Consider the following 23,217-nt stretch of genomic DNA (forward strand, 5'->3'; position numbering starts at 1 on the left):
GAAAACCCCCGCACCTTTCGGTGCGGGGGTTTTCTGCGTTTACGCTCGATGTCATGCGCTACGACCTTGTGATCTTCGACAACGATGGCGTCCTCGTCGACAGCGAGCCCATCTCCAACCGGCTCCTCGCCGGCTATCTCACCGAGCTCGGGCATCCGACGTCGTACGAGGAATCGCTGCAGGACTACATGGGCGCCGCCATGCACCGGGTCCATGACCTCATCGAGGAGCGGACCGGGGAGCGGCTTCCGGCGGACTTCGACGATGTCTTCCATGCGCGGGTGTTCGCCGCGTTCGAGCGGGAGTTGGAGCCGGTTGCCGGGGCCGTAGGGCTGCTGGAGAAGTTGGCGGCCGACGGGGTGCCGTACTGTGTCGCGTCCTCCGGGAGTCATGAGCGGATTCGGGTGGGGCATCGTAAGACCGGGCTTGACCGGCTGTTCGACGACGGTCGGATCTTCAGTTCGCAGGATGTCGGGCGGGGCAAGCCGGCGCCGGATCTCTTCCTCTACGCGGCTGAGCGGATGGGGGCCGTGCCGGAGCGGTGTGTGGTGGTCGAGGACAGTCCTCTGGGGGTGCAGGCGGCTGTCGCGGCCGGGATGGACGTCTACGGGTTCACCGCGATGACGCCTGCTGAGAGGCTCGTAGGGGCCACTCGACTCTTCTCGGATCTGGGGGAGTTGGCTGACCTGCTCGTCTGACATTTGTCATGTGGAGCTCCGGACGATCGTTTCTACTGGAGTTCGAGTGCCGGTCGGCAAGCTGGGTGCATGACGACGAAGACTGGCAAGTCGAACGATTTCCTTCCGCTGATCGTGGACGTGGCCATCCCGCTCGGGTCGTACTACGTGTTCAAGGACGGCTTCGGGATGAGCACCTTCGCGTCGCTCGCCCTCAGCGCCGTGGTGCCGGCCCTGCGGACCGGGTGGTCCGTGGTCAGGGACCGGAAGGCCAACGTCCTGGCCGCTCTCATCCTCGTCGTGACCGTCGTGTCGCTGGCGCTGAGCTTTGTCTCCGGTGATCCGCGGCTGCTCCTGGCCAAGGACAGCGGGGTCAGCAGCACCATCGGCATCGGGATCCTGGTGTCGGTGGCGCTGGGCCGGCCGATGATGACCGAGGGGCTCAAGCCCTTCCTGATCAAGGACGAGGCCAGGCAGGCCGCCTGGGACCGTCTGATGGACGGGACGGCGGCGGCGTCGGCGGACTTCCGGCGCAAGGAGCGGGTCTTCTCCGTCGTGTGGGGTGTCGCGCTGCTCGTGGAGTGCATCGTGCGGATCGTGGGCGCGTACACCGTGCCGGTGGACACCATGGTGTGGCTCGGTACGGTCATCATGCTCGGCGCGATCGGGGTCGGCATCGTGGTCGGCGGTGCCTTCGGCGCCGGGCCCATGGAGCGGATGCTCGCCGCGGAGGCCGAGGCCGGCGCGACTGCCGAGGACGCCGAGGAGCCCGGGGCGCCCGGGTCGGCCGTCGCCGCCTGAAGCGACAATGGGTGAAGTTGAGGAAAACTCACCTTTGGCTTGATCTACCCACAGGTAGCCAGGGGCCCTACGCTCGCCGCCATGACAGATGTGCTGCGGCGAGGCAGGGCCTCTTTGGCGTTCAGCTTCTTCGCGCAGGGCGCCACCTTTGCCCTGCTGGTGACGCGGATTCCCGCCATCCAGGACCGCTACGGGGTCTCCGACGCGCTGCTGCCCGTCTTCCTCGCGGCCGTGCCCATCCTGGCCGGTGTCGGGAGCGTGACGACCGAGCAGCTGGTGAAGCGGGTGCGGCCGAGTCTGCTGCTGCGCTGCGTCCAGCCGGTGGTGCTGCTGGCGCTGCTCGGCGTCGGGGCGGGCGATCACCTGCTCGAACTGGGGATCGCGCTGGCGGCGTTCGGGCTGGCCGTGGGTGGGCTCGACGCGTCGATGAACATGCTCGGGGTGAGCCTGCAGCGGTCGTACGGCCGGAGCATCATGCTCAGCTTCCATGCGGCGTTCAGCCTCGGCGGGATCGTGGGGGCCTCGCTGGCCTGGGTGGGAGCGCACTGGCATCTGGCGCTGTGGGTGTCGTATCTGCCGGTCGTCGCCGTGCTGTTGCCGGCCACGCTGGTGGCGAGCCGCTGGTATGTCGACGGGGGTTCGTCGGCGGCCGTGGCGGAGCAGGAGGAGGAGCGGGCGCAGAGTCAGGGCATCGTCTTCAAGCTGCTGCTGCCGCTGTGCCTGGTGATGACCTTCGCCTATATCGGGGACTCGACCGTCTCCAACTGGAGCGCGAAGTACCTCAAGGACGTGCTCGGCAGCTCGGAGCAGCTGTCGACGGTGCCGTACAACGTGTACATGGTGACCACGCTGCTGGGGCGGTCGCTGGGGGACTGGGGTGTGCGGCGGTTCGGGGCCGTGGCCGTGGTGCGGCTGGGGGCGCTGGTGGGGGCGCTGGGCTTCGTGGTGGTGGCGGTGTCGCCGGGGGCGTGGGTCGGGATGCTCGGGTTCACGCTGGTGGGGTTGGGCCTGTGCGTGCTGGTGCCACAGACCTTCGCGGCGGCCGGGCGGCTGTTCCCGAACGCCTCCGACGCCGCCGTCGCGCGGCTGAACATCTTCAACTACGTCGGCTTTTTGATCGGCTCGCCGCTGGTGGGGGCGCTGGGCGATGCGTGGAGTTATCGCTGGGCGATGCTCGTGCCGATGCTGTTGGTGCTGGTGACGCTGTTCTACGCCCGGTCGTTCGCTCCTCAACCGGACCGATACGGTGGCGGGCATGAGTGGCCGCGCACAGCTGATGTGGGACGAGGCAGTAACGGGCTATGACTTCGGCCCGGACCACCCGATGGATCCGGTCCGGCTCGCCCTGACCAGGCACCTCGTCGACGCCTTCGGGCTCGACAAGGACGTGCGGGTGGTGGCGGCGAAGCCCGCGGGTGAGTCGACCCTGCGGCTCGTGCACCGGGAGGACTACATCGCGGCCGTGAAGGCGGCGTCGGCGGATCCCGGGGCGGCGGACGGGGCGTACGGGCTGGGCACGATGGACGATCCCGCCTTCGCCGGGATGCACGAGGTGTCGGCGATGATCGCGGGGCAGTCGGTGGCCGCCGCCGAGGCCGTGTGGAGCGGGGACGCGCTGCACGCGGTGAACTTCGCGGGCGGGCTGCATCACGCGATGCCGGGCAGCGCGTCGGGGTTCTGCGTCTACAACGACGCCGCGCTGGCGATCGCGCGGCTGCTGGAGCTGGGGGTCGAGCGGGTCGTGTACGTCGACGTCGACGTACACCACGGGGACGGCGTGCAGGCGGCGTTCTGGGACGATCCCCGAGTGCTGACGATCTCCCTGCACGAGCACCCGCGGACGCTGTTCCCGCAGACCGGGTGGCCGCAGGAGACGGGCGCGGAGTCGGCGGAGGGCTCGGCCGTGAATGTCGCGCTGCCGGCCGGGACCGGGGACGCGGGGTGGCTGCGGGCCTTCCACGCCGTCGTACCGGAACTGGTCGCCGATTGCCGGCCGCAGGTCCTGGTGACGCAGCACGGGGCCGATACGCACTTCGAGGATCCCCTGGCGCATCTGGCGGTGTCGCTGGACGCGCAGCGGGCGGTGCAGGTCGCCTGTCATGAGCTGGCGCACGAGTACGCCGACGGCAAGTGGGTCGCGCTGGGCGGCGGCGGCTACGCGGTCGTCGAGGTCGTGCCGCGCTCGTGGACGCATCTCGTGGGGATCGCGGCGGGGCGGGAGATCGAGCCCGAGGCGATGATTCCCGAGGGCTGGCGGCAGGAAGTGTTCGCGCGGACGCGGCAGTTGGCGCCGGCGCGGATGACGGACGGGCGGTGGCCGGTGTCGTTCGCCGGGTGGGACGCGGGGTACGACCCCGCCGACCGGCTGGACCAGGCGGTGCTGGCGACGCGGCGGGCGGTGTTTCCGCTGCGGGGGCTGCTGCCGTAGGGCGTTGCCGTTTTGCCGTTGCCGTTGCCGTTGCCGTAGGGCAGAGCGGTAGGAGTGGGCACAATCGTGCCCATTACGCCAACAGTGCGTTGTTTCGCCCGTTTCTGCCGTGCGGCCCCTCCCGGTCCGTCACCATCGCAGACGTGTTGAGCACCGGAGCCATGCGCGCTCATCTGCTGGCCGCCCGTCTCGCCGGGCCGGTGGCCACCTCCCGCGAGGAGAGCCTTCGCAGTTACCGGCTCTTCGCCGCCCGCGATCCTCGGGCGCTGCTCGGGCTCGATCCCGAATGGACGTGGCGGCAGCGGGATTTGATCGAGTTGATGGCGGACAAGTGCGGGGTTTCGGCCGATCCGCGCCAGGTCTCCGGTCAGGATGTGATCGATCCGGAGCGCACTCTGACCGCTCTGGATTCGTTCGCGGAGCGTCTCGCGGCAGCGGCCCAGCGTGGCGCACCCGTGCTCCTCGGCACCGGTCATCCGCACCGTCTGCTCGGTTTCTACGCAGCTCTGGCAGACGCGCTGTCGGCGGCGGGATGTGCCGTCCTCACCCCTGCGTATGGTCGCTGTGTCGACATAACGACCCGGTTCGGCCTACGCACGTACAACCTTGACTACGTACAAGGAGTCGCGCTGGTGCGGGAACCCGGTGCTCCCCGCCCCGGTTGTGCGACCGGCGTGCACACCCACTCCCCGCTCCCGGTTCGCACCGCGCTGGCCGCGGCCGCCGAGGCCGGCGGGCCGCTTCCCGAGCTGGTCGTCGGGGACCACGGCTGGGTCTGCGGGGCAGGTCAGCTGGGGTTCGAGGCCATCGGTCTGGCCGATACGGACGACCCCGCGCTCTTCGTGGGGGAGGCGGAGGGGTCCGTGTCCGTCGTCGTTCCACTTGATGACGCTGTGCGGTCTGATTACTACCGGCCGCTTACCCGCTACGTACTCAATCGAGCGTGTCTGTCACAGTAGGCCTGCGATGGGTGCACCTCTTCCCCACTCGCATCACCCGCCCCTACATTGGGGAGTGAGCACGCAGCGACGAAGAGTCACCGGAAGGGGAAGCCGGTGGCCGTCGAGTGCGGAAGGTTCAGGTGTGTCATGGCTGCTGAGCAGAGGCCTCTGAGCGAGGTTCAGTTCCTTACCGTGGCGGAGGTCGCCTCGGTGATGCGAGTGTCGAAGATGACCGTGTACCGGCTGGTGCACAGCGGTCATCTGCCCGCGATCAGGGTGGGGCGGTCCTTCCGCGTCCCCGAGAACGCGGTTCACGAGTACCTTCGCGAGAGCTACGTGGGGGTGGAAACCGCCTGACGACGGGTCGGGGGGAGCCTCAGGGCACTTGGTGGATCTCCCCCCGGAACCCTCGATTACAACCTCAGCGCTCGGACCGGTAGGCTGGCCCCTTGTAGGTCGTATGGGCCCATGGCGCCCAACGCCGAGTGATGAGAAGTGAGCGAGGGTAGTCGTGGGCTCTGTTATCAAGAAGCGGCGCAAGCGGATGGCGAAGAAGAAGCACCGCAAGCTGCTCAAGCGCACGCGCGTTCAGCGTCGCAACAAGAAGTAGGCGACGCGCCGAGAGCGTGCTCTGTGGCCCCCCACCGCAACAGGTGGGGGGCCACAGGCGTTTTCACATGGCCTGGTCTGTTCGTCCGGCTGTGGATGTCGTCACTTCATGCATTGGGTGGTCATCACAGCGCAACATCGACCCGCTAAGTTGGCCGAACGCGGGGAACACGGCAGGCTACGAGTACCGGATGGGCTGGAAGGAAGGCGCAGATCTTGGGCAAGGTCGTGCTCGTGACCGGAGTGGCCCGCAGGTTGGGGGGCCGGTTCGTACGGCGGATCCAGCGTGACCCGGAGGTGGACCGGGTCGTGGCGGTGGACGCGATCACGCCCGAGCACCACCTGGGCGGCGCGGACTTCGTCCAGGCCGACATCCGGCAGCCCTCCATCGGGCGGGTGCTCGCCGAGACGGGCGCCGACACCGTCGTACACATGGATGTCAGCGCGACCGGCCTGGGCAGCGGCAGCCGGGCGGCGGTCAAGGAGACCAACGTCATCGGCACGATGCAGCTGCTCGGCGCCTGCCAGAAGTCGCCGACGGTCAAGCGGCTGGTCGTGAAGTCCAGTACGAACGTCTACGGCTCCGCGCCCCGCGATCCTGCGGTGTTCACCGAGACGACCCCGCCCAAGTCCCTGCCCAGCGGCGGCTTCGCCAAGGACACGGTCGAGGTCGAGGGGTATGTGCGCGGCTTCGCGCGGCGGCGGCCCGACGTGGCCGTGTGCGTGCTGCGCTTCGCCAACATCCTGGGCCCCACGGCGGACACGCCGCTCGCCTCCTACTTCTCGCTGCCGGTCCTGCCGACCGTGTTCGGCTACGACCCGCGGCTGCAGTTCGTGCACGAGGACGATGTGATGGAGGTGCTGCGGATCGCCTCGCTGGAAGCCGCGCGGGGCACGCTCAACAGCGGCACCTTCAATGTGGCGGGCGACGGGGTCCTGCTGCTCTCCCAGTGCTCCCGGCGCCTGGGCCGCCCCACGGTGCCGCTGCTGCTGCCGGCGGTCACCTGGGCCGGCTCGCTGGTGCGGACGCTGGGCATGACGGACTTCTCGCCCGAACAGATCCGGCTGCTGACCCATGGCCGTGTCGTGGCGACGGACCAGATGCGTGAGACGCTCGGATTCCAGCCGAAGTACACGACGGCGGAGACCTTCGCGGACTTCGCGCGCAGTCATGGACCCGGGCTCCTGCCGCCGGAGGCCCTGGCGGGAGCCGTCGACCGGATCGCCGCGCTGCCCGTCCTGGGCGGCGGCCACCCCCCGACGCAGAGCGCCAACTGAGGAGCGCATCAACGATGGCGGATGCCAAGGTCATTCCGTTCGACGACGACCGGTCCCGTGGAGCCGCGCCGCGGCCGTCGCGGCGTCGCGGCATGGGAAGCCGACGCAAGACCACGGAACCCGCACTGGTCGGTGACGTCCAGCCCCTGCCCAGCAGGGCGCCTGCGCAGGATGATGTTCCCGTGACGCAAGAGGAACGGCCGCCCCAGCAGCCGCAGAGCGACGGCGGCTGGGAGCGGCGCGTCGCGAGCGGGCTCTCCTTCCTGCGCCGCCGTCTCACCGGCGACTACGAGGTCGACGACTTCGGCTACGACGAGGAGTTGACCGACCAGGTCCTGATGTCCCTGCTGCGGCCGGTGTACGAGAAGTACTTCCGGGTCGAGGTGAAGGGCGTCGAGAACATCCCCTCGGAGGGCGGCGCGCTGATCGTCGCCAACCACTCCGGGACGGTTCCGATGGACGGCCTGATGATGCAGGTCGCCGTCCACGACCACCACCCGGCGGGGCGCCATCTGCGGCTGCTCGCCGCCGATCTGGTCTTCGTGCTGCCGGTGGTCAACGAGCTGGCGCGCAAGCTGGGCCACACCCTGGCGTGCGCGGAGGACGCCGAACGGCTGCTGGGGAAGGGCGAGCTGGTCGGGGTGATGCCGGAGGGCTTCAAGGGCATCGGCAAGCCCTTCAGCGAGCGCTACAAGCTCCAGCGCTTCGGCCGCGGCGGCTTCGTCTCCACGGCGCTGCGCCACGGCACGCCGATCATTCCGTGCTCGATCGTCGGCGCGGAGGAGATCTATCCGATGATCGGCAACGCGAAGACCCTCGCGCGGCTGCTGGGCTTCCCGTACTTCCCGCTGACGCCCACCTTCCCGTGGCTCGGTCCGCTGGGCGCGGTCCCGCTGCCGACGAAGTGGACGATCCAGTTCGGCGAACCGATCCTCACGGACGGGTATCCGCCGGAGGCTGCCGAGGATCCCATGCTGATGTTCAACCTGACGGACCAGGTCAGGGAACAGATCCAGCACACGCTGTACAAGCTTTTGGTCCAGCGGAGGTCGGTGTTTTTCTGAGGGGCGCGTTTCACGGGGGAGCGCCGCTTCATCGCGGGCGGGCTGCCCGGGGGCGCGACTTCGGCTGCGTGGAGCCGCCGGACGGAGTCCGGCGCAGCTGTCCGAAGCCTGCGAAGCAGTGCGAGGGCAGCAGATGAGAGGGGCCAGGCTGCTGGTGCAGCGGCGGTCGGTGTTTCTCTGATGCCGTACTGCTGATGCCGTGCTTCTGATGCCGGTACGGCTGTGGGGGCGGCCTTCCTGGAGAAGGGCGCCCCCACAGCCGTAGGGCCTGGCCTACTGGGTGGTGTCCTCGCTGTCGATGCCCAGGCCGGGGAGCAGGCCGGGGAGCAGCGGGGGGATTGTCACGTCCGGTTCGCCGGAGGGGGGCTTGCTTGCCGACGGGGAGGCGCTGCCGGTGTCCTTCGGGGGGTCGAGCAGGCCGCCGGTGCTGCCGCCGAGGAGGCCCTCGCCGGTGGAGCCGGCCGACTGGCTCGGCTTGCTGGTGCGGCCGTGGTCGGAGGAGCTGTTGTCGGCGCTGGGCTCGGCGGACTTCCGGCCGGAGCCGGAGGTGCCCTGGGAGGCGCGGTCCGAGCCGTGGTGCTTGACGTCGCCGCCGTGTTGTGCCGGGGACTGCGGCAGCAGGGACTGCAGCGGGGCGACCTCGTCGTCTATGGCCGCGAACACCGACGACACCTGCTCACTGACGTCCCCGAGCTGCAGCGGGAGCCGCTCGCGCAGGGCGCCCCAGGCCTCGCGGTGCGAGCGCGAGAAGGCCGACAGGGCCTGGATGGGGCCGAGGCGGTCCGGGTCGCGCTCGTACGCCTCGTGCAGCAGCCGGTGGCCCTCGGACGCGTCGTGCGTCATGCCGGACAGGGTGCGCCGGATCTCGCCGAGGGACTCGTGGTCGAGGGTGTGGCCCCCGCGGCCGCGCTCCATCAGCCGGCGTGCCTCGCTCAGCCGGGTGGAGGCCTGGTCGAGATAGGCCACACCGCGCTGGTCGGCGCCGTCGGACATGTAGTTGAGCTTGAAGTCCTCGATGCCGCGCTTGAGTCCGTAGAGCGAGTCACCGGGCAGGGCGTCCTGGCTGGCCGCGGCGACACCGCCGAAGGCCCCTGCCGCGACGCCGACGCTCAGTCCGCCCGCCGCCAGGCCCTTGGTGAGCCGGGAGCGCGGCCGCAGTTTGCCCAGCGGGCTCGCGCGGTGGGCGCCGCGGGACCGCTGCACAGGAACCGCCGGTTCGGCCTCGCCGCCCGCGCCCTCCTGCATCATCGCCTCGAACGCGGCCACCAGTTGCGCCCGCTGAACGACCTTGACCTCGGGATCCAGCTGAGGTCGGGGCAGTTCGCCGAGACACTCCGTGAGCTCCAGCAGCCGGCCCTGCTCGCTTCGTTCCGCAGCAGTCGTGGCCGGGGCGGGTCCCTCGGACTGCTCGGCCGCCGTGCCCCGGTCCGGCTGCTCCTCCAGGGCCTGGGCGAAGGCGTTCGCCCGCCGGTGTGCCGATACGTTCGCGATCACTGGCGGCACCTCCTCTCATCATGACGGTCGACTCCCCAGGGGGTCCTGAGGGTTGCACGCTCTGACCACATCCACACGATCGAGTGATCGAAGACGGCCAGGGAGTGACCACAGGGAGCCTGCATCCCGCACAACGAGCGTCGCGGCACTTGGGTTACGGACGACAGATGATCCAAACGAGAAGTCAACGGACTTTCACTGACTGCTAGTTGGACATTACCGACCGTCAGCGGACGTCGTCCGGGAGGAGCCGGGCCAGAGTGCGCACCGCGCGGTACTGGAGCGTCTTGATGGCGCCCTCGTTCTTGCCCATCACACGGGCGGTCTCGGCGACCGACAGACCCTGAAGGAAGCGGAGCGTCACGCACTCCTGCTGCTGGGGGTTGAGGCGCCGTACGGCGTCGAGCAGCGCGTCGTTGGAGAGGGACTCCAAGACGGAGTCCTCGGGGGAGCGCTCGACCTCGTTGGCGTCGAGCATCTCACCGGTGGTCACCTCGAGCCGGAAGCGGCTCGACTTGAAGTGGTCGGCGACGAGGTTGCGGGCGATCGTCACCAGCCAGGCGCCGAAGTCGCGGCCCTGCCAGGTGAAGGTGCCGATACGGCGCAGCGCGCGCAGGAACGTCTCACTGGTGAGGTCCTCCGCGGTGGCTTTGCCGCCCACCCGGTAGTAGATGTACCGGTACACGGTGTCGCTGTACTGGTCGTAGAGGCGGCCGAAGGCGTCGGCCTCGCCGGCCTGGGCGCGTTCGACGAGGTCCATCATCCGGGCGCTGTCGCTGTCCGCTGCGGGACGGCGGGGGGTGGTGGTGCCCGTCGCCCGGCCGCGTCTGCCGACGGCGGCGCTGCCGTCGGCGAGCGCGTAGCACGGGCCGACGGGGGTGGTGGCAACGGCGAGGGCGGGGACGGCGTACGCGGTGGGGACGAAGCCGCGCAACAGGTCGAGGACCGTTGCGCGCAGCGTAGCCAGGCCCGAGGCGTCAACCCCGACGTGTGGGTACACGGGACTCCCAGAGGCAGAGCTTCCATCACGTGCAGTGCGGGACCGTTCACCCGTCGTAGCGACGGAGTGGTACCGGTTTGCGTCTGAGGAGAATAACGCTTCGTACAGGCGCTGCTACACCCAGTTGCTCAAATCACCGATTACGTCGCTTCCGTAACCGATTCGCGCCCGTTCTAGTACCTCTGAGTGATCGGTTGTTGATCGAAACAGTTCGGGTTCCGAGTGGGAACGGGGCGTGTTGTGGCGGTGTGCAGCCAACTGGACTGCACAAACGCTGAACGGGCCGGGAAACCTGCCCCGGCCCGTCGATTTCGTGGTGTGTCGCGGTCAGCGACGGCGCCGGTGCAGCGCGATCGCCGCCGCGGTGCCCCCCGCGACCGCGCCCACTCCTGCCGCCGCCGGGATGCCCACCTTCGCCGCCTTGCGGCCGGTGCGGTAGTCGCGCAGCCGCCACTCGAGCTTGCGGGCGTGCTTGCGGAGCTTGGCGTCCGGGTTGATCGCGTAGGGGTGGCCGACCAGCGAGAGCATCGGGATGTCGTTGTGCGAGTCGCTGTACGCCGCGCAGCGGGTCAGGTCCAGGCCCTCCGCCGCGGCCAGCGCGCGGACCGCCTCCGCCTTCGCCGGGCCGTGCAGCGGTTCGCCCACCAACTTGCCGGTGTAGACGCCGTCCACGGACTCGGCGACGGTGCCCAGGGCGCCGGTCAGGCCGAGACGGCGGGCGATCACGGTCGCGATCTCCACCGGGGCCGCGGTGACCAGCCACACCCGCTGGCCCGCGTCCAGGTGTGCCTGGGCGAGCGCGCGGGTGCCGGGCCAGATCCGCTCGGCCATGTACTCGTCGTAGATCTCCTCGCCGATCGACCGCAGTTCGGCGACGCGGTGGCCCTTGACGATGGACAGCGCCGAGTCGCGGGCCTCCTGCATGTGCTCCGGGTCCTCGACGCCGGCCAGTCTGAACCAGGCCTGCTGCCAGGCGAACTTGGCCAGGTCGCGGGTCTCGAAGAACTTCCGCTTGTACAGGCCCCGGCCGAAGTGGAAGAGCGCGGCGCCCTGCATGACGGTGTTGTCGAGGTCGAAGAAGGCGGCGGCCTTGTCGTCGCCGAGCACGGGGAACTGCGGTTCCTCCGGCGTGACGTCCTGCGAGGACTTGCGTGCTGCCTCCGCAGAGGCCTCGCCTGCCAACACGCTCCGCGCCGTGGCGGAGCGCCTACGGGGAGTGAGCCATCCGAGAGCGGCCATGTCCGTGAGCATAGCCAGTTTGTTCGGTGCCTCCGTACGCGCGAGGTTGGAAGCCTGTGAACTCTCCGCGACCGTGTCGTTAAAGAACTCATCCGATCCTGGCGTTCCTTGGCGCTTTCGGGTGTCCCGCCGTTTCACGTGCGCGCGAGAATGGCTGACATGAGTCCTCTCTTCCGCCGCAGGCCCGCTCCGCATGAGCGGTTGGTCACTCTCATCGGCAAGCCCGACTGCCATCTGTGCGACGACGCACGGCTGGTGGTCGAGAAGGTCTGCGGCGAACTCGGCGTCCCCTGGGAGGAGAAGGACATCACCCGTGACCAGGGGTTGTACGACGAGTACTGGGAGCAGATCCCGGTGGTCCTGGTCGACGGCAGTCAGCACACCTTCTGGCGGGTGGACGAGCGTCGCCTGCGCAAAGAACTGACCGAGTAGTACAAGGCCGTACGGGACATCGCCTAGGATCGAAGGCGATCTGGTCTGGGGGGCGGGATTCACGAGGAGAGTGTCGGTTTTGCCCCCTGCGATACGCCTGGGACGTGTGTGCGTGACCCCGGTCACGTTGGCCGGGCAAATCGGACACCATCTTTGTGCACGCGTTCACAAAGACATAGCCTTCTGTCGACGGGGCGGTCTTGGTACGTGTGACCGCCTGCAGCCCCGCTCTACCCGCAGGAGCACCGTGGCAACTGGCCGAACTCACCGACCGGCGACCCGCAGCCGAGGGATTCCCGAGGCCACCGTCGCCAGGCTTCCGCTGTACCTCCGCGCGCTGACCGCACTGTCGGAACGCTCGGTGCCCACGGTCTCCTCGGAGGAGCTCGCGGCCGCCGCGGGGGTCAACTCCGCCAAGCTGCGCAAGGACTTCTCCTACCTGGGTTCGTACGGCACCCGCGGTGTCGGCTACGACGTCGAGTATCTCGTCTACCAGATCTCGCGCGAGCTCGGGCTCACCCAGGACTGGCCGGTTGTGATCGTCGGTATCGGTAACCTCGGTGCCGCCCTGGCCAATTACGGCGGGTTCGCCTCCCGTGGCTTCAGGGTCGCGGCCCTGATAGACGCCGACCCGGAGATGGCGGGCAAGCCCGTGGCGGGCATCCCCGTGCAGCACACCGACGATCTGGAAAAGATCATCGACGACAACGGCGTGAGCATCGGGGTCATCGCCACCCCCGCGGGCGCCGCCCAGCAGGTCTGCGACCGGCTCGTGGCCGCCGGTGTCACCTCCATCCTGAACTTCGCGCCGACCGTGCTGTCCGTCCCGGACGGCGTCGACGTACGCAAGGTCGACCTCTCCATCGAGCTACAGATCCTCGCCTTCCACGAGCAGCGCAAGGCCGGCGAGGAGGCCGCCGAGACCGACGGCCGGCGACGTCCGGTCGCCGCCCGCAAGACCCCCGCCGACAAGGGCCCGGACGGGGACGTACCCGCCGTGATGCCGGCATGAGTCTCCTCGTCGTCGGGCTGAGCCACCGCAGCGCGCCGGTCAGCGTCCTGGAGCGTGCCGCGCTGAGCACGGACGCCCAGGTCAAGCTGTTGCAGGACACGGTCGCCGCGGAGCCCGCCACCGAGGCCGCGGTCCTCGCCACCTGCAACCGCATCGAGCTGTACGCCGACGTCGACAAGTTCCACGCCGGTGTCGCCGAGCTGTCCACCCTGCTCGCCCAGCACAGCGGGGTCGGCCTCGAAGAACTCACGCCCTATCTCTACGTCCACTACGAGGACCGTGCCGTCCACCATCTGTTCTCGGTGGCCTGCGGACTCGACTCGATGGTCGTGGGCGAGGGGCAGATCCTCGGCCAGATAAAGGACTCGCTGGCCCGGGCGCAGGACCTGCACTCCGCCGGACGGCTGCTGAACGACCTGTTCCAGCAGGCGCTGCGGGTCGGCAAGCGGGCTCACTCCGAGACCGGCATCGACCGCGCCGGGCAGTCCCTGGTCACCTTCGGCCTGGAGCAGCTGTCCGCCCGCGAGGACGTCCAGGAGTGGGCCCGCGGCAAGAAGGCGCTGGTCGTCGGGGCCGGCTCGATGTCGTCGCTGGCCGCCGCCACGCTCGCGCGGGCCGGGGTCGCCGAGATCGTCGTCGCCAACCGCACCGCCGAGCGCGGCGAGCGCCTGGCCCAGATACTGTCCGGGGCCGACGGCACGGACGTGGCGGCCCGCGCGGTACCGATGGACGCGGTGCCGGGCGAGCTGACACGTGCAGATGTCGTGGTGTCCTGTACCGGCGCGGCGGGGCTGGTGCTGCCGGCCGAGGCGGTCGCGACCGCGGTCGAGGGCCGTACGGGCGCACCCGTCGCCGTAGCGGAGAACGCGGAGGTACGTCCGCTGCCGCCCACCTCCGTCGGCACCGAGGAGGGCTGTCCGCTCGACCTCGCCGCACCGCAGCAGGGCTTCTCCGTGATGGGCGAGGCCGCCGTGGCCGGGATGGACGCGGCCACGCTGGAGCAGCACGCCGCCTGGGTGGACAACGGCACCGTGGACCGCCGCGAGGCCGCGCGCACCGCGACCGAGGCCGACGCCGAGCTGATCACCGCGCTCGCCGCCACCGCGGCGACCGTCGGCCGCATCCCCGAGCGCCGCAGGCCCGAACCGGTCGCCGAGCCGCCGCGGCCCGCGCCCGTCCTGTTCCTGCTCGACCTCGCGATGCCGCGCGACATCGACCCGGCCGTGCACCGGCTGACCGGCGTCCGTCTCGTCGACATCGAGTCGCTCGCGGAGGCCTCCGCCGACGCGCCGATGGCCGCCGACGTCGACCAGGTCCGCCGGATCGTCGCCGACGAGGTCGCGGCCTTCGGGGCCGCGCTGCGGGCCGCGCACATCACGCCGACCGTGGTCGCCCTGCGGGCGATGGCCGCCGACGTCGTGGCCGGCGAGATCGCCCGCCTGGAGGGGCGGCTGCCCGGGCTCGACGAAAAGCACCGCGGCGAGATCACCCAGACCGTCAAACGCGTCGTGGACAAGCTGCTGCACGCGCCGACCGTACGGGTCAAACAACTCGCGGCCGAACCGGGTGGAGCAGGGTACGCGGATGCCCTGAGAACCCTGTTCGACCTCGACCAGGAGGCGGTGGCCGCCGTCTCCCGGGCCGAGGGCGCCGACGACGAATCTGAGAACAGCAAGAACCGAGGGCCGGCATGAACAGCAAGGCATTGAGACTGGGGACGAGGCGAAGCAGACTCGCCATGGCCCAGTCCGGGCAGGTGGCGAACGCCGTGAGCGAGGTGACCGGACGGCCCGTCGAACTCGTCGAGATCACCACCTACGGCGACACCTCCCGCGAGCACCTCGCGCAGATCGGCGGCACGGGCGTGTTCGTCACGGCGCTGCGCGACGCACTGCTGCGGGGTGAGGTCGACTTCGCGGTTCATTCGCTCAAGGACCTGCCCACCGCGCAGCCCGAGGGCCTGGTGCTGGCCGCCGTACCCGTGCGTGAGGACCCGCGCGACGTGATCGTCGCCCGGGACGCGCTGAAGTTCACCGACCTGCCGCGCGGCGCGCGCATCGGTACGGGTTCACCGCGCCGAGCGGCGCAGCTGAACGCGTACGCCCGCACGCACGGGCTGGACATAAAGACGGTCCCGATACGGGGCAACGTCGACACCCGGATCCGGTTCGTGCAGGACGGTGAGCTGGACGCCGTCGTCCTGGCCGCCGCGGGCCTGAGCCGGATCGGCCGGATCGACGAGGTGACCGACTTCCTGTCGGTCGACACGGTTCTGCCCGCTCCCGGCCAGGGGGCACTGGCGATCGAGTGTGCCGCGGACAACGCGGACCTGATCGCGTCACTCGGGGAACTCGACGACCCGTTCACTCGGGTCGCCGTGACCGCCGAGCGGTCACTGCTCGCCGCCCTGGAGGCCGGCTGCAGCGCCCCTGTGGGCGCACTGGCCGACCTTCTGGCCGACGGGCAGATTGTCAAGGAAATGCGCCTGCGCGGGATAGTCGGCACGACCGACGGCTCGCGCACGGTGCAGCTGTCCACCACCGGTCCCGTGCCCGAGACGTACGACCAAGCAATGGCGCTCGGCCGTGAACTCGCTGCCGAGATGCTTGCCCAGGGCGCGGCCGGTCTGATGGGGGAGCGAGCACTGTGAGCCCCACCACCCTTCCCACCGGCCTCGAACACGGGCACGTCACCTTCCTCGGTGCCGGACCCGGGGATCCGGGACTGCTGACTCTGCGCGCCGTCGAGGCGCTGGCGAACGCGGACGTACTGGTCGCCGAGCACGACGTGCTCGACGTGGTGCGCAAGCACGCCAGGCAAGGCGTCGCCGAGGTGCACACGGACGGGGGTCCTTCTGCGGACTCCCACCCGGGCACGGGCACACCTCAGCTGGCGGTTGTTGACGGATCGTCAACAACCGCTGGGGTCCCCGCGGTACGGGATGCCGCACATCTTGTCATGGAGGCCGCGCGGGGCGGCAGGCGGGTCGTCCGTGCGGTCGCGGGGGACCCTGGCCTGGACACTTACGCCGCCGAGGAGATGCTCGCCTGCGCCGGTGCGGGTGTGCCGTTCGAGGTCGTCCCCGGTGTCGCCGCCGCCGTCGGTGTGCCCGCCTACGCGGGTGTCCCGCTGCGGGACGCCGAGGGCGCGGACGTGCGGTTCGTGGACGCCCGTACCGCCTCGGACCGGTGCTGGACGGAGGTGGGGGCCTCCGACGGGACCGTGGTCGTGTCGACGACGCTCGACTCCGTCGGTGCGGCCGCGGGTGAGCTGGTGTCGGCGGGCCGCAAGCCGGACACGCCGATGACGGTGACCATCGCGGGCACCACCACGCGCCAGCGGACCTGGACGGCGACGCTCGGCACCATCGCGCAGACCCTGAAGCAGGCCAAGGTGCTGCCCTCGCCGGAGGGCGGCCGCCCGGTGATAGCCGTGGTCGGAGACCGCAGCGCCCCCGCCCAGCGCGACCAGCTGTCGTGGTTCGAGTCCAAGCCGCTGTTCGGCTGGAAGGTCCTCGTGCCGCGTACGAAGGAGCAGGCGGCGTCGCTCTCCGACCAGCTGCGGTCCTACGGCGCCGTACCGCACGAGGTCCCGACGATCGCCGTCGAACCCCCGCGCACCCCGCAGCAGATGGAGCGCGCGGTCAAGGGCCTGGTCACCGGCCGCTACGAGTGGATCGCCTTCACCTCGGTCAACGCCGTCAAGGCGGTCCGGGAGAAGTTCGAGGAGTACGGCCTGGACGCGCGCGCCTTCGCGGGCATCAAGGTCGCGGCGGTCGGCGAGCAGACCGCCAACGCGCTGATCGCCTTCGGCGTGAAGCCGGACCTGGTGCCGAGCGGCGAGCAGTCGGCAGCTGGCCTCCTTGAGGACTGGCCCCCCTACGACCCCGTCTTCGACCCGATCGACCGAGTCTTCCTGCCCCGCGCGGACATCGCCACGGAAACCCTCGTCGCCGGGCTGATCGAGCTGGGCTGGGAGGTCGACGACGTCACGGCGTACCGCACCGTACGGGCCTCGCCCCCGCCGGCCGAGACCCGCGAGGCGATCAAGGGCGGCGGCTTCGACGCCGTGCTCTTCACGTCGTCCTCCACCGTCCGCAACCTCGTCGGCATCGCGGGCAAGCCCCACAACGTGACCGTCATCGCGTGCATCGGCCCGGCAACGGCGAAGACCGCCGAGGAGCACGGCCTGCGCGTGGACGTCATGGCCCCCGAGCCGTCCGTCCACAAGCTGGCGGAAGCGCTGGCCGACTTCGGCCTCCGACGGCGTGCTGCCGCGCTGGAGGCGGGGGATGCGGTGACCCGGCCGAGCGAGCGGAGGCCGGGGGCACGGCGGAGGCGGACGACGACCTGAGGCGAGGCGGAAGCCCCCTGTGCTTGCGCGGGGGGCTTTGCTGCGTTTTGCGCTACGGGTGGCGCTAGGTTGCTTCGCGGAGTTGTAAGCCGGCCGACGAAGGGACACCAGCCGTGGCTCAGCGGACCACCGACGACCACCCCGAAGCCCTCCCGCCCGCGCTCGAATCCATGACCCTGTTGGTCGCCGCCGTCATCGTCCACGACATGGCCACCAACCGCGTCGTCCTGCTTCAACGCGGCCAGAACGCCAAGTTCGCCCAGGGGATGTGGGACCTCCCTGTCGGGAAGAGCGAGCCCGGTGAACCCATCACGGAGACGGCAGTGCGGGAGCTGTACGAGGAGACCGGCCTGGTTGTGAAGCCCGAGGCGCTCAAGGTCGCCCACATCATTCATGGCGCCTGGGGCGTCGAGGCGCCCAACGGCTTCCTCACCGTCGTCTTCACCGCTCACGAATGGAGCGGTGAACCCGAAAACCGGGAACCACGCAAGCACTCTCAGGTTTGCTGGGTCGATGCCGACACAATCCCCGAGGAGTTCGTGGACACCACGGCCAGCGCTCTCCGCCGGTATCTCGATGGCGGGCCGCAGGTGTCGGTCGATGGCTGGAGTTAGGTGTTCCGTTGCGCCTGCCGTGTGACGGGTCCTGCAGGGGCCTGGCAATGCGGGATCCGGTGCAGCGGCGGCCGGGGCGGCGGGCGGTAAAAGACCAAAGCAACCTGGGGAAATAACCCACCAACCCAACCAAACCTCGCGCATGTCACACGGGCGGGTGAAACTGGCTGGTCTGGGTGGCGCAGCGGGGGATTGGGCGGGCAGTCTCGCCGTAGGCAACATCCGAAGGCAAAGTCCACAACTGCACAGCCCCCACACATACTTCGGCCCCCGCCGGGACGGCAATCCCAGTGCGAGGGCCTGACCAACGAGGAAGTCGAGACCTTCCCTATGGCTGAGAAGAAGCCTAACGCCGCCACGCGCCCGAATCAGGGCCTTCGCCAGACCACCACCCCCTCCGGTGTCATCCACGTACGGACGTCCCAATCGGGCCACTACACGGTCGTCGGCAATCACCTCGCGCAGCACCGTGAGCTCTCGCTGACCGCGATCGGGCTGGCCACGCACATCTTCTCGCTGCCGGAGGGGACGCCCGTCGACATCCGCAGCCTCGCCGAACGGTTCCCCGAGGGCCGGGACCGGATCGCCTTCGCTCTGCGGGAGTTGGAGGCGCACGGCTATCTGGAGCGAGTGCGGGAGCGTACGGACACGGGGCGGCTGGTCACGCGTACGTACGCCCATCACGCGCCCGCAGCGCCCGCTGTCACTCCGATTGCCATGGCCCGTCCCCGTAGCCGGAGCAGTGTGGTTCGTCCGTCCGCGGGTGACCGGCAGGCATCCCCGGAGGACGACCGAGGCGCGCGCCCGCAGGTGGACAGCGGTGTCGAAGCCACCGCTGCTCCCGCGCCCGTCCGGCCCCTCGAAGCGCCCGATCCGCGGCCCGTGAAAGCCCTGCACGGGCCGAGCCACGAAAAGGCCGTCGCCCTGCTCGCCGGCCTGCGTCGCGCCGACGACCGTCTCACCCTCTCCAGCCGGGACGTGCATCGGCTCGCGCCCGCTGTCAGAGCCTGGTTCGACGGGGGTGCCACGGCTGCCGTCGTTCACCACGCCCTGACCGCCGATCTCCCCGGCGACATGCGACACCCGGCCGGCGTGCTCGCCTACCGCCTTCGCGAACTGCTCCCCGTACCCTTGCCGACGCCCGCTCCACCACCGGCCGCACCGACAGGTACGTACACGAGGTTCCGTCCCCACCCCTTCCAGACGTGCGACGGCTGCGAGCGGGCCTTCCGGGCACCGGCTCCCGGGCAGTGCCGTGACTGCCGTGACCGCCGGTCCCTGGGAGACCGACATATCGTCGGCAAAGGTGCCCCCGAGGCGGGCGTAGCGTAGAGGTATGTCGAAGTACGGATCCTTTCCCGGTGCGCGGCCGCGGCGGTTGCGGACCAGCCCTGTGATGCGGCGGATGGTGGCCGAGACGCGGCTGCATCCGGCGGACTTCATTCTTCCGGCGTTCGTGCGTGAAGGGGCGGCCGAGCCCGTGCCCATTGCCGCGATGCCCGGCGTCGTGCAGCACACGCGGGACAGTCTGAAGAAGGCTGCCGCGGAGGCGGTGGCGGCCGGGATTTCCGGGATCATGCTGTTCGGCGTTCCGGAGGACGAGAAGAAGGACGCCGTCGGGACGCCGGGCACCGACCCGGAGGGCATCCTGCAGGTCGCCCTCCGTGATGTGCGCGCCGAGGTCGGCGACGATCTGCTCGTCATGTCCGACCTGTGTCTCGACGAGACCACCGACCACGGCCACTGCGGTGTGCTCGACGCCGAGGGGCGCGTCGACAACGACGCCACCCTTGAGCGGTACGCCGAGATGGCCCAGGTGCAGGCCGACGCGGGCGCCCATGTCGTGGGTCCCAGCGGGATGATGGACGGCCAGATCGGCGTCGTGCGCGACGCGCTCGACCAGATCGGGCGCGAGGACGTGGCGATCCTCGCCTACACCGCCAAGTACGCCTCCGCCTTCTACGGCCCCTTCCGCGAGGCCGTCGCCTCGTCGCTGCAGGGCGACCGGAAGACGTACCAGCAGGACCCGGCCAACGCACGTGAGTCGCTGCGGGAGTTGGCGCTCGACCTGGAGGAGGGCGCCGACATGGTGATGGTCAAGCCGGCCGGACCCTACCTCGACATCCTGGCCCGGGTCGCCGACGCCGTGGACGTGCCGGTCGCCGCGTACCAGATCTCCGGCGAGTACTCGATGATCGAGGCCGCCGCCGAGAAGGGCTGGATCGACAGGGACAGGGCGATTCTTGAGACGCTGACCGGCATCAAGCGGGCCGGGGCGCAGAACATCCTCACCTACTGGGCCGTCGAGGCCGCGCAGAGGCTGCTGGTCTGAGGCACTTCTGCTGATCTACGGCGCCTGCGGCGACGGTGCCCCCGCCGGGGCCGCAGGCGCCGTCGGCGTGTTCAGGGACGACGGTCCCTCGTCGCGCAGGCCCTCGCCGTTCCGGCACGCCGTCAGCACGAGCGCGGCGAGTGCGGCCGTCGCGGCGAGGAGCAGACGGGCTCGGGTGCGGGTGGGGGGTGCGGACATGGGTCGGCCCTCTCGATGGTGAACGCGGGGTCGGGGCACCAGCCTGCTCGGTGATCCGCCCGGCGCGCCACTGTCCGCGGGCGATTCGGGACGCCGGACCTTCCGGATACCGTCCGACCTGCGGGGATGTCATGTCCCGGGACGGCGTTCCGGGACGGCTCGCGGCGGGATCACGGTACGGGCACCATCAAGTTCCGCCGGGAGTTAGGTTGTTGGCGACTTCTCGTCGTTCATTGAACAACCGCCTCGACTCTTCAGGAGACGTCCATGTCCGGTGACGCCCTCAGCCAGGACCCCGCCGAGCTGAGAAGGAGGATCGACACCAGCCACGCGCACCCGGCCCGCGTCTACGACGTCTTCCTGGGCGGCAAGGACAACTACCCCGTCGACCGCGCCGCGGCCGCCGCCGCGCTCGCCGCCAACCCGCGCGGCTACCTCGATGTGCGGCACAACCGCGACTTCCTGCGCCGCGCGGTGAACTCACTGGCCGGGCAGGACGGCATCCGCCAGTTCCTCGACATCGGCACCGGCCTGCCCACCGCGGAGAACGTGCATCAGATAGCCCAGCGGATCATCCCGGACGCGCGCGTCGTCTACGTCGACAACGACCCCGTGGTGCTGGCCCACGCGCGGGCCCTGCTGACCAGCGGCCCCGAGGGCCGTACGGACTATGTCGACGCCGACTTCAAGAACCCCGCGCAGATCCTCGAACAGGCCGCCAAGACACTGGACTTCGACCAGCCGATCGCGCTCTGCCTCGTCGCGATCCTGCACTTCGTGGAGGACGAGGAGGCGTACCCGATCGTGCGCGAGCTCGTCCGTGCGCTGCCGTCCGGCAGCCGACTGGTGCTCAGCCATCTCACCGAGGACCTCAACCCCGAGAACATCCGCGCCGTTCAGCGGACGTACACCGAGCGGGGCTTCACGTTCGTGCTGCGGTCCGAGGCGGAGGTCGAGCGCTTCTTCACGGAGAACTCGCTGCGGGTGGCGGAGCCGGGAGTGGTCCCCGTCCACCACTGGCGCGCCGACAACGCCGCCCCCGTCCCGGAGCAGCCCGAGGAGTCCTATCTGGCGACGCTCGACGACATCGAGAAGGTGCGGTACGCCGACATCAACGACGTCACGGACGCCGACATCAACGTGTACGCGGGGGTCGGCGAAAAGGCCTGACCCTACCTCCCGCTGCCCCGGCGTTCGTTGATGTGGACGTAAACGTAAACGTAAACGTGGACGTGGACGCGGGCCGTCAGTCCCGTCAGTCCCACCAGAAGTGCCAGGCAGGCCGGTTGAGGAGGTGGCGCTCGGCGTAGGCCGTGCGGGTCGGGTCGTCGCCCTGCCAGATGTTGTCCGGGCAGAACGCGAAGTGCTCGGCGGCGAGCGCCTCCGCCTCGGCCAGGGTGGTGGGCGGCGCGGCGACCGACACCAGCAGGGTGTCGAAGCCGAGCGCCACCACCCGTATGCCGAACCGGTCCTCCCAGGAGCGGAGCACCGCGGACATGCGCGCGGTGTCGCCCTCGTGGTTCGCCGGGCCCGTCCAGCCGATGGCGGTCGGGATGTCGGCGCTGCGGCGGGCCGGGACGAGGGCGAGGCGGGCGTCCTTGAGCGGGCTGCCGGCGTCGAGGAGGGAGTCCACGATGCCGTCGGCGACAGAGTCGGGGTCCGCGCCGGCGTGCCTGGCGTCGGCCAGGCCGGGCCAGTCCGCGTCCGCCTCCGCGCACTCGTCCCAGAGCTCCTCCAGGACTTCCTCGGCGTCGTGATCCCCCGGATACGACACCTCGGCGGGCATCAAGTCCCAGTGCTGCGGGCCTTCATGACCGGCGCCGACGTCCAGCACGACCGGGAGCAGCCCCACGGCCGGTGCCGTCGCGCGGACCGCCGCCCAGTCGCCGGGCGCGGCCCGCCCGTCCGTCAGCCACAGCAGCGGCTCGTGCCACGGCCCGTCGTCCGTCGCGTCGACCAGCCCACCGGGCGGAAGCCGCAGACCGAGGGACGCGAGCCTCGGCAGCGGGTTCGGAAGTGTCGCCATGCCCGTGACTCTAGAGGCGGCCACTGACAACGGGCCTTCGTGGTCCACGACATGGCCTGCTCAAGGCACCGTAATCTCCGCCACCACCGCCCCCACCGTCCTGCGTACCGTCTCCCGGTCCGGTGCCCCCGACTCCCGGTCCGCGAACAGCAGGTGGGCGGCGCCCAGGAGGGTCGGGGCGAGGACGTCCACGTCCGCGTCGGGTGCGATACGGCCGCGGTCGCGTTCGGCGGTGAGGTAGGCCGCGAGGACGGCCGCCGCCTCCGTCATCAGGGGGATGCCCCGGGAGCCGGCAGCGCGCAGGCGGGTGCGGAGTTCGTCGCGGGCGATGACGAGGCCGACGACCGCGGTCGCCACCGGGTCGAAGAGTTCCAGGAGCGCGGTGGTGAGGTGGTCGGTGACCGTGCCCGTGCCCGCGGACTCGTTCAGGGCCGCGCCCAGCCGGTCGAGCCCGCGGATGCGACCTTGCACCAGCTCCACCAGGAACGCGTCGAAGTCCGTGAAGTGCCGGTGCAGGACGCCCTTGGCCACACCCGCCTCCGTCGTGACCGCCCTGCTGGTCAGCGCGTTCGGGCCGGCTCGGAGCAGGATGCGCTCGGCGGCGTCGAAGAGCTGTTGGCGGGGGTCGCGGATGGCCACTCCTGTCGGCATGTGGGCCATTGTCTCCTGGGTCGGAAGGGTGGGAGCGGGCGCCCGCCCGTTGACGAGTGGGCGCCTGC

24 protein-coding genes are annotated in these 23,217 nt (G+C 70.2%); 18 read left to right on the plus strand and 6 right to left on the minus strand.

Annotated elements, in window-relative coordinates; genetic code table 11:
• Positions 1-53: 53 nt before the first annotated feature.
• From JYK17_RS08580 to JYK17_RS08620, 9 genes are all read left to right on the plus strand, one after another.
• The gene (locus JYK17_RS08580; protein ID WP_108014603.1) at positions 54-698 is read left to right on the plus strand and encodes an HAD family hydrolase; all 645 of its coding nucleotides are present in this window, start codon (positions 54-56) and stop codon (positions 696-698) included.
• A 69-nt stretch (positions 699-767) separates the two neighbouring features.
• Positions 768-1,478, plus strand: a complete 711-nt coding sequence (locus JYK17_RS08585) for a VC0807 family protein (protein WP_108014401.1) — start codon at positions 768-770, stop codon at positions 1,476-1,478.
• 81 nt (positions 1,479-1,559) lie between these two features.
• On the plus strand, positions 1,560-2,783 hold the full coding sequence (locus tag JYK17_RS08590) for an MFS transporter (RefSeq protein ID WP_128802624.1): 1,224 nt from the start codon (positions 1,560-1,562) through the stop codon (positions 2,781-2,783).
• Positions 2,734-3,906, plus strand: coding sequence for an acetoin utilization protein AcuC (locus JYK17_RS08595; RefSeq protein ID WP_222810129.1), 1,173 nt, complete (start codon positions 2,734-2,736; stop codon positions 3,904-3,906). The genes JYK17_RS08590 and JYK17_RS08595 overlap by 50 nt, the downstream gene beginning before the upstream one ends.
• A 161-nt stretch (positions 3,907-4,067) precedes the next feature.
• Positions 4,068-4,865 carry a phosphatase gene (locus JYK17_RS08600; RefSeq protein WP_261995540.1) on the plus strand — a complete coding sequence of 266 codons (798 nt, stop codon included), beginning with the start codon at positions 4,068-4,070 and terminating at the stop codon, positions 4,863-4,865.
• Between the two features lie 129 nt (positions 4,866-4,994).
• Complete coding sequence (locus JYK17_RS08605) at positions 4,995-5,204, plus strand: helix-turn-helix domain-containing protein (RefSeq protein WP_016437488.1); 210 nt, start codon at positions 4,995-4,997, stop codon at positions 5,202-5,204.
• Between the two features lie 154 nt (positions 5,205-5,358).
• On the plus strand, positions 5,359-5,457 hold the full coding sequence (locus JYK17_RS08610) for a 30S ribosomal protein bS22 (RefSeq protein WP_003948845.1): 99 nt from the start codon (positions 5,359-5,361) through the stop codon (positions 5,455-5,457).
• A gap of 215 nt (positions 5,458-5,672) precedes the next feature.
• Positions 5,673-6,734, plus strand: a complete 1,062-nt coding sequence (locus JYK17_RS08615) for an NAD-dependent epimerase/dehydratase family protein (protein WP_108014403.1) — start codon at positions 5,673-5,675, stop codon at positions 6,732-6,734.
• A gap of 14 nt (positions 6,735-6,748) precedes the next feature.
• Complete coding sequence (locus JYK17_RS08620) at positions 6,749-7,798, plus strand: lysophospholipid acyltransferase family protein (RefSeq protein ID WP_222810130.1); 1,050 nt, start codon at positions 6,749-6,751, stop codon at positions 7,796-7,798.
• Positions 7,799-8,071: 273 nt separating this feature from the next.
• Here JYK17_RS08620 and JYK17_RS08625 read toward each other — a convergent pair whose 3' ends face one another.
• The 3 genes from JYK17_RS08625 to JYK17_RS08635 form a co-directional block, all read right to left on the minus strand.
• Positions 8,072-9,292: a DUF5667 domain-containing protein gene (locus JYK17_RS08625; protein WP_222810131.1), complete on the minus strand. Its 1,221-nt coding sequence runs from the start codon at positions 9,290-9,292 to the stop codon at positions 8,072-8,074.
• Between the two features lie 226 nt (positions 9,293-9,518).
• Complete coding sequence (locus JYK17_RS08630; RefSeq protein WP_108014406.1) at positions 9,519-10,292, minus strand: ECF subfamily RNA polymerase sigma factor, BldN family; 774 nt, start codon at positions 10,290-10,292, stop codon at positions 9,519-9,521.
• Positions 10,293-10,619: 327 nt separating this feature from the next.
• On the minus strand, positions 10,620-11,531 hold the full coding sequence (locus JYK17_RS08635) for an HAD family hydrolase (RefSeq protein ID WP_222810132.1): 912 nt from the start codon (positions 11,529-11,531) through the stop codon (positions 10,620-10,622).
• A 150-nt stretch (positions 11,532-11,681) separates the two neighbouring features.
• Between JYK17_RS08635 and JYK17_RS08640 the strand changes: the two genes are divergently transcribed.
• The 8 genes from JYK17_RS08640 (at position 11,682) to hemB (ending at position 20,274) form a co-directional block, all read left to right on the plus strand.
• Positions 11,682-11,963, plus strand: a complete 282-nt coding sequence (locus JYK17_RS08640; protein ID WP_181362580.1) for a glutaredoxin family protein — start codon at positions 11,682-11,684, stop codon at positions 11,961-11,963.
• Between the two features lie 247 nt (positions 11,964-12,210).
• Positions 12,211-12,975 (plus strand): redox-sensing transcriptional repressor Rex, encoded by a 765-nt coding sequence (locus JYK17_RS08645; protein ID WP_108014408.1) that lies wholly within the window; start codon positions 12,211-12,213, stop codon positions 12,973-12,975.
• The gene (locus tag JYK17_RS08650; protein WP_108014409.1) at positions 12,972-14,669 is read left to right on the plus strand and encodes a glutamyl-tRNA reductase; all 1,698 of its coding nucleotides are present in this window, start codon (positions 12,972-12,974) and stop codon (positions 14,667-14,669) included. Before JYK17_RS08645 ends, JYK17_RS08650 begins: the two co-directional genes overlap by 4 nt.
• Positions 14,666-15,625, plus strand: a complete 960-nt coding sequence (hemC, locus tag JYK17_RS08655; protein ID WP_108014410.1) for a hydroxymethylbilane synthase — start codon at positions 14,666-14,668, stop codon at positions 15,623-15,625. Before JYK17_RS08650 ends, hemC begins: the two co-directional genes overlap by 4 nt.
• Positions 15,622-17,328 carry a bifunctional uroporphyrinogen-III C-methyltransferase/uroporphyrinogen-III synthase gene (locus JYK17_RS08660; RefSeq protein WP_108014411.1) on the plus strand — a complete coding sequence of 569 codons (1,707 nt, stop codon included), beginning with the start codon at positions 15,622-15,624 and terminating at the stop codon, positions 17,326-17,328. Before hemC ends, JYK17_RS08660 begins: the two co-directional genes overlap by 4 nt.
• 113 nt (positions 17,329-17,441) lie before the next feature.
• On the plus strand, positions 17,442-17,942 hold the full coding sequence (locus tag JYK17_RS08665) for an NUDIX domain-containing protein (protein WP_128802629.1): 501 nt from the start codon (positions 17,442-17,444) through the stop codon (positions 17,940-17,942).
• Between the two features lie 330 nt (positions 17,943-18,272).
• Complete coding sequence (locus JYK17_RS08670; RefSeq protein ID WP_261995541.1) at positions 18,273-19,274, plus strand: helix-turn-helix domain-containing protein; 1,002 nt, start codon at positions 18,273-18,275, stop codon at positions 19,272-19,274.
• Positions 19,275-19,278: 4 nt separating this feature from the next.
• On the plus strand, positions 19,279-20,274 hold the full coding sequence (gene hemB / locus JYK17_RS08675) for a porphobilinogen synthase (protein ID WP_108014413.1): 996 nt from the start codon (positions 19,279-19,281) through the stop codon (positions 20,272-20,274).
• A gap of 15 nt (positions 20,275-20,289) precedes the next feature.
• Here hemB and JYK17_RS08680 read toward each other — a convergent pair whose 3' ends face one another.
• Positions 20,290-20,472: a hypothetical protein gene (locus tag JYK17_RS08680; RefSeq protein ID WP_108014414.1), complete on the minus strand. Its 183-nt coding sequence runs from the start codon at positions 20,470-20,472 to the stop codon at positions 20,290-20,292.
• Positions 20,473-20,739: 267 nt separating this feature from the next.
• On the opposite strand from JYK17_RS08680, the gene JYK17_RS08685 reads away from it, so the two are divergent.
• Positions 20,740-21,642, plus strand: coding sequence for an SAM-dependent methyltransferase (locus JYK17_RS08685; protein ID WP_108014415.1), 903 nt, complete (start codon positions 20,740-20,742; stop codon positions 21,640-21,642).
• A gap of 85 nt (positions 21,643-21,727) precedes the next feature.
• Here the strand turns inward: JYK17_RS08685 and JYK17_RS08690 are convergent, their stop codons facing one another.
• Positions 21,728-22,498 carry a DUF4253 domain-containing protein gene (locus tag JYK17_RS08690; protein ID WP_108014416.1) on the minus strand — a complete coding sequence of 257 codons (771 nt, stop codon included), beginning with the start codon at positions 22,496-22,498 and terminating at the stop codon, positions 21,728-21,730.
• A gap of 60 nt (positions 22,499-22,558) precedes the next feature.
• Positions 22,559-23,149, minus strand: coding sequence for a TetR/AcrR family transcriptional regulator (locus JYK17_RS08695; RefSeq protein WP_108014417.1), 591 nt, complete (start codon positions 23,147-23,149; stop codon positions 22,559-22,561).
• Positions 23,150-23,217: the final 68 nt, after the last annotated feature.

Origin of the sequence: Streptomyces plumbidurans (genome assembly GCF_019857225.1) — a bacterium.
In the GTDB taxonomy this organism is placed as follows: Bacteria; Actinomycetota; Actinomycetes; order Streptomycetales; family Streptomycetaceae; genus Streptomyces; species Streptomyces plumbidurans.

Bases quoted from the DNA above. Each gene is read 5' to 3' on its own strand.
- JYK17_RS08580 (WP_108014603.1), top strand. From the start codon at position 54: ATGCGCTACGACCTTGTGATCTTCGACAACGATGGCGTCCTCGTCGAC.
- JYK17_RS08585 (WP_108014401.1), top strand. From the start codon at position 768: ATGACGACGAAGACTGGCAAGTCGAACGATTTCCTTCCGCTGATCGTG.
- JYK17_RS08590 (WP_128802624.1), top strand. From the start codon at position 1,560: ATGACAGATGTGCTGCGGCGAGGCAGGGCCTCTTTGGCGTTCAGCTTC.
- JYK17_RS08595 (WP_222810129.1), top strand. From the start codon at position 2,734: ATGAGTGGCCGCGCACAGCTGATGTGGGACGAGGCAGTAACGGGCTAT.
- JYK17_RS08600 (WP_261995540.1), top strand. From the start codon at position 4,068: ATGCGCGCTCATCTGCTGGCCGCCCGTCTCGCCGGGCCGGTGGCCACC.
- JYK17_RS08605 (WP_016437488.1), top strand. From the start codon at position 4,995: ATGGCTGCTGAGCAGAGGCCTCTGAGCGAGGTTCAGTTCCTTACCGTG.
- JYK17_RS08620 (WP_222810130.1), top strand. From the start codon at position 6,749: ATGGCGGATGCCAAGGTCATTCCGTTCGACGACGACCGGTCCCGTGGA.
- JYK17_RS08635 (WP_222810132.1), bottom strand. From the start codon at position 11,531: ATGGCCGCTCTCGGATGGCTCACTCCCCGTAGGCGCTCCGCCACGGCG.
- JYK17_RS08640 (WP_181362580.1), top strand. From the start codon at position 11,682: ATGGCTGACATGAGTCCTCTCTTCCGCCGCAGGCCCGCTCCGCATGAG.
- JYK17_RS08650 (WP_108014409.1), top strand. From the start codon at position 12,972: ATGAGTCTCCTCGTCGTCGGGCTGAGCCACCGCAGCGCGCCGGTCAGC.
- hemC (WP_108014410.1), top strand. From the start codon at position 14,666: ATGAACAGCAAGGCATTGAGACTGGGGACGAGGCGAAGCAGACTCGCC.
- JYK17_RS08670 (WP_261995541.1), top strand. From the start codon at position 18,273: ATGGCTGAGAAGAAGCCTAACGCCGCCACGCGCCCGAATCAGGGCCTT.
- hemB (WP_108014413.1), top strand. From the start codon at position 19,279: ATGTCGAAGTACGGATCCTTTCCCGGTGCGCGGCCGCGGCGGTTGCGG.
- JYK17_RS08680 (WP_108014414.1), bottom strand. From the start codon at position 20,472: ATGTCCGCACCCCCCACCCGCACCCGAGCCCGTCTGCTCCTCGCCGCG.
- JYK17_RS08685 (WP_108014415.1), top strand. From the start codon at position 20,740: ATGTCCGGTGACGCCCTCAGCCAGGACCCCGCCGAGCTGAGAAGGAGG.
- JYK17_RS08690 (WP_108014416.1), bottom strand. From the start codon at position 22,498: ATGGCGACACTTCCGAACCCGCTGCCGAGGCTCGCGTCCCTCGGTCTG.
- JYK17_RS08695 (WP_108014417.1), bottom strand. From the start codon at position 23,149: ATGCCGACAGGAGTGGCCATCCGCGACCCCCGCCAACAGCTCTTCGAC.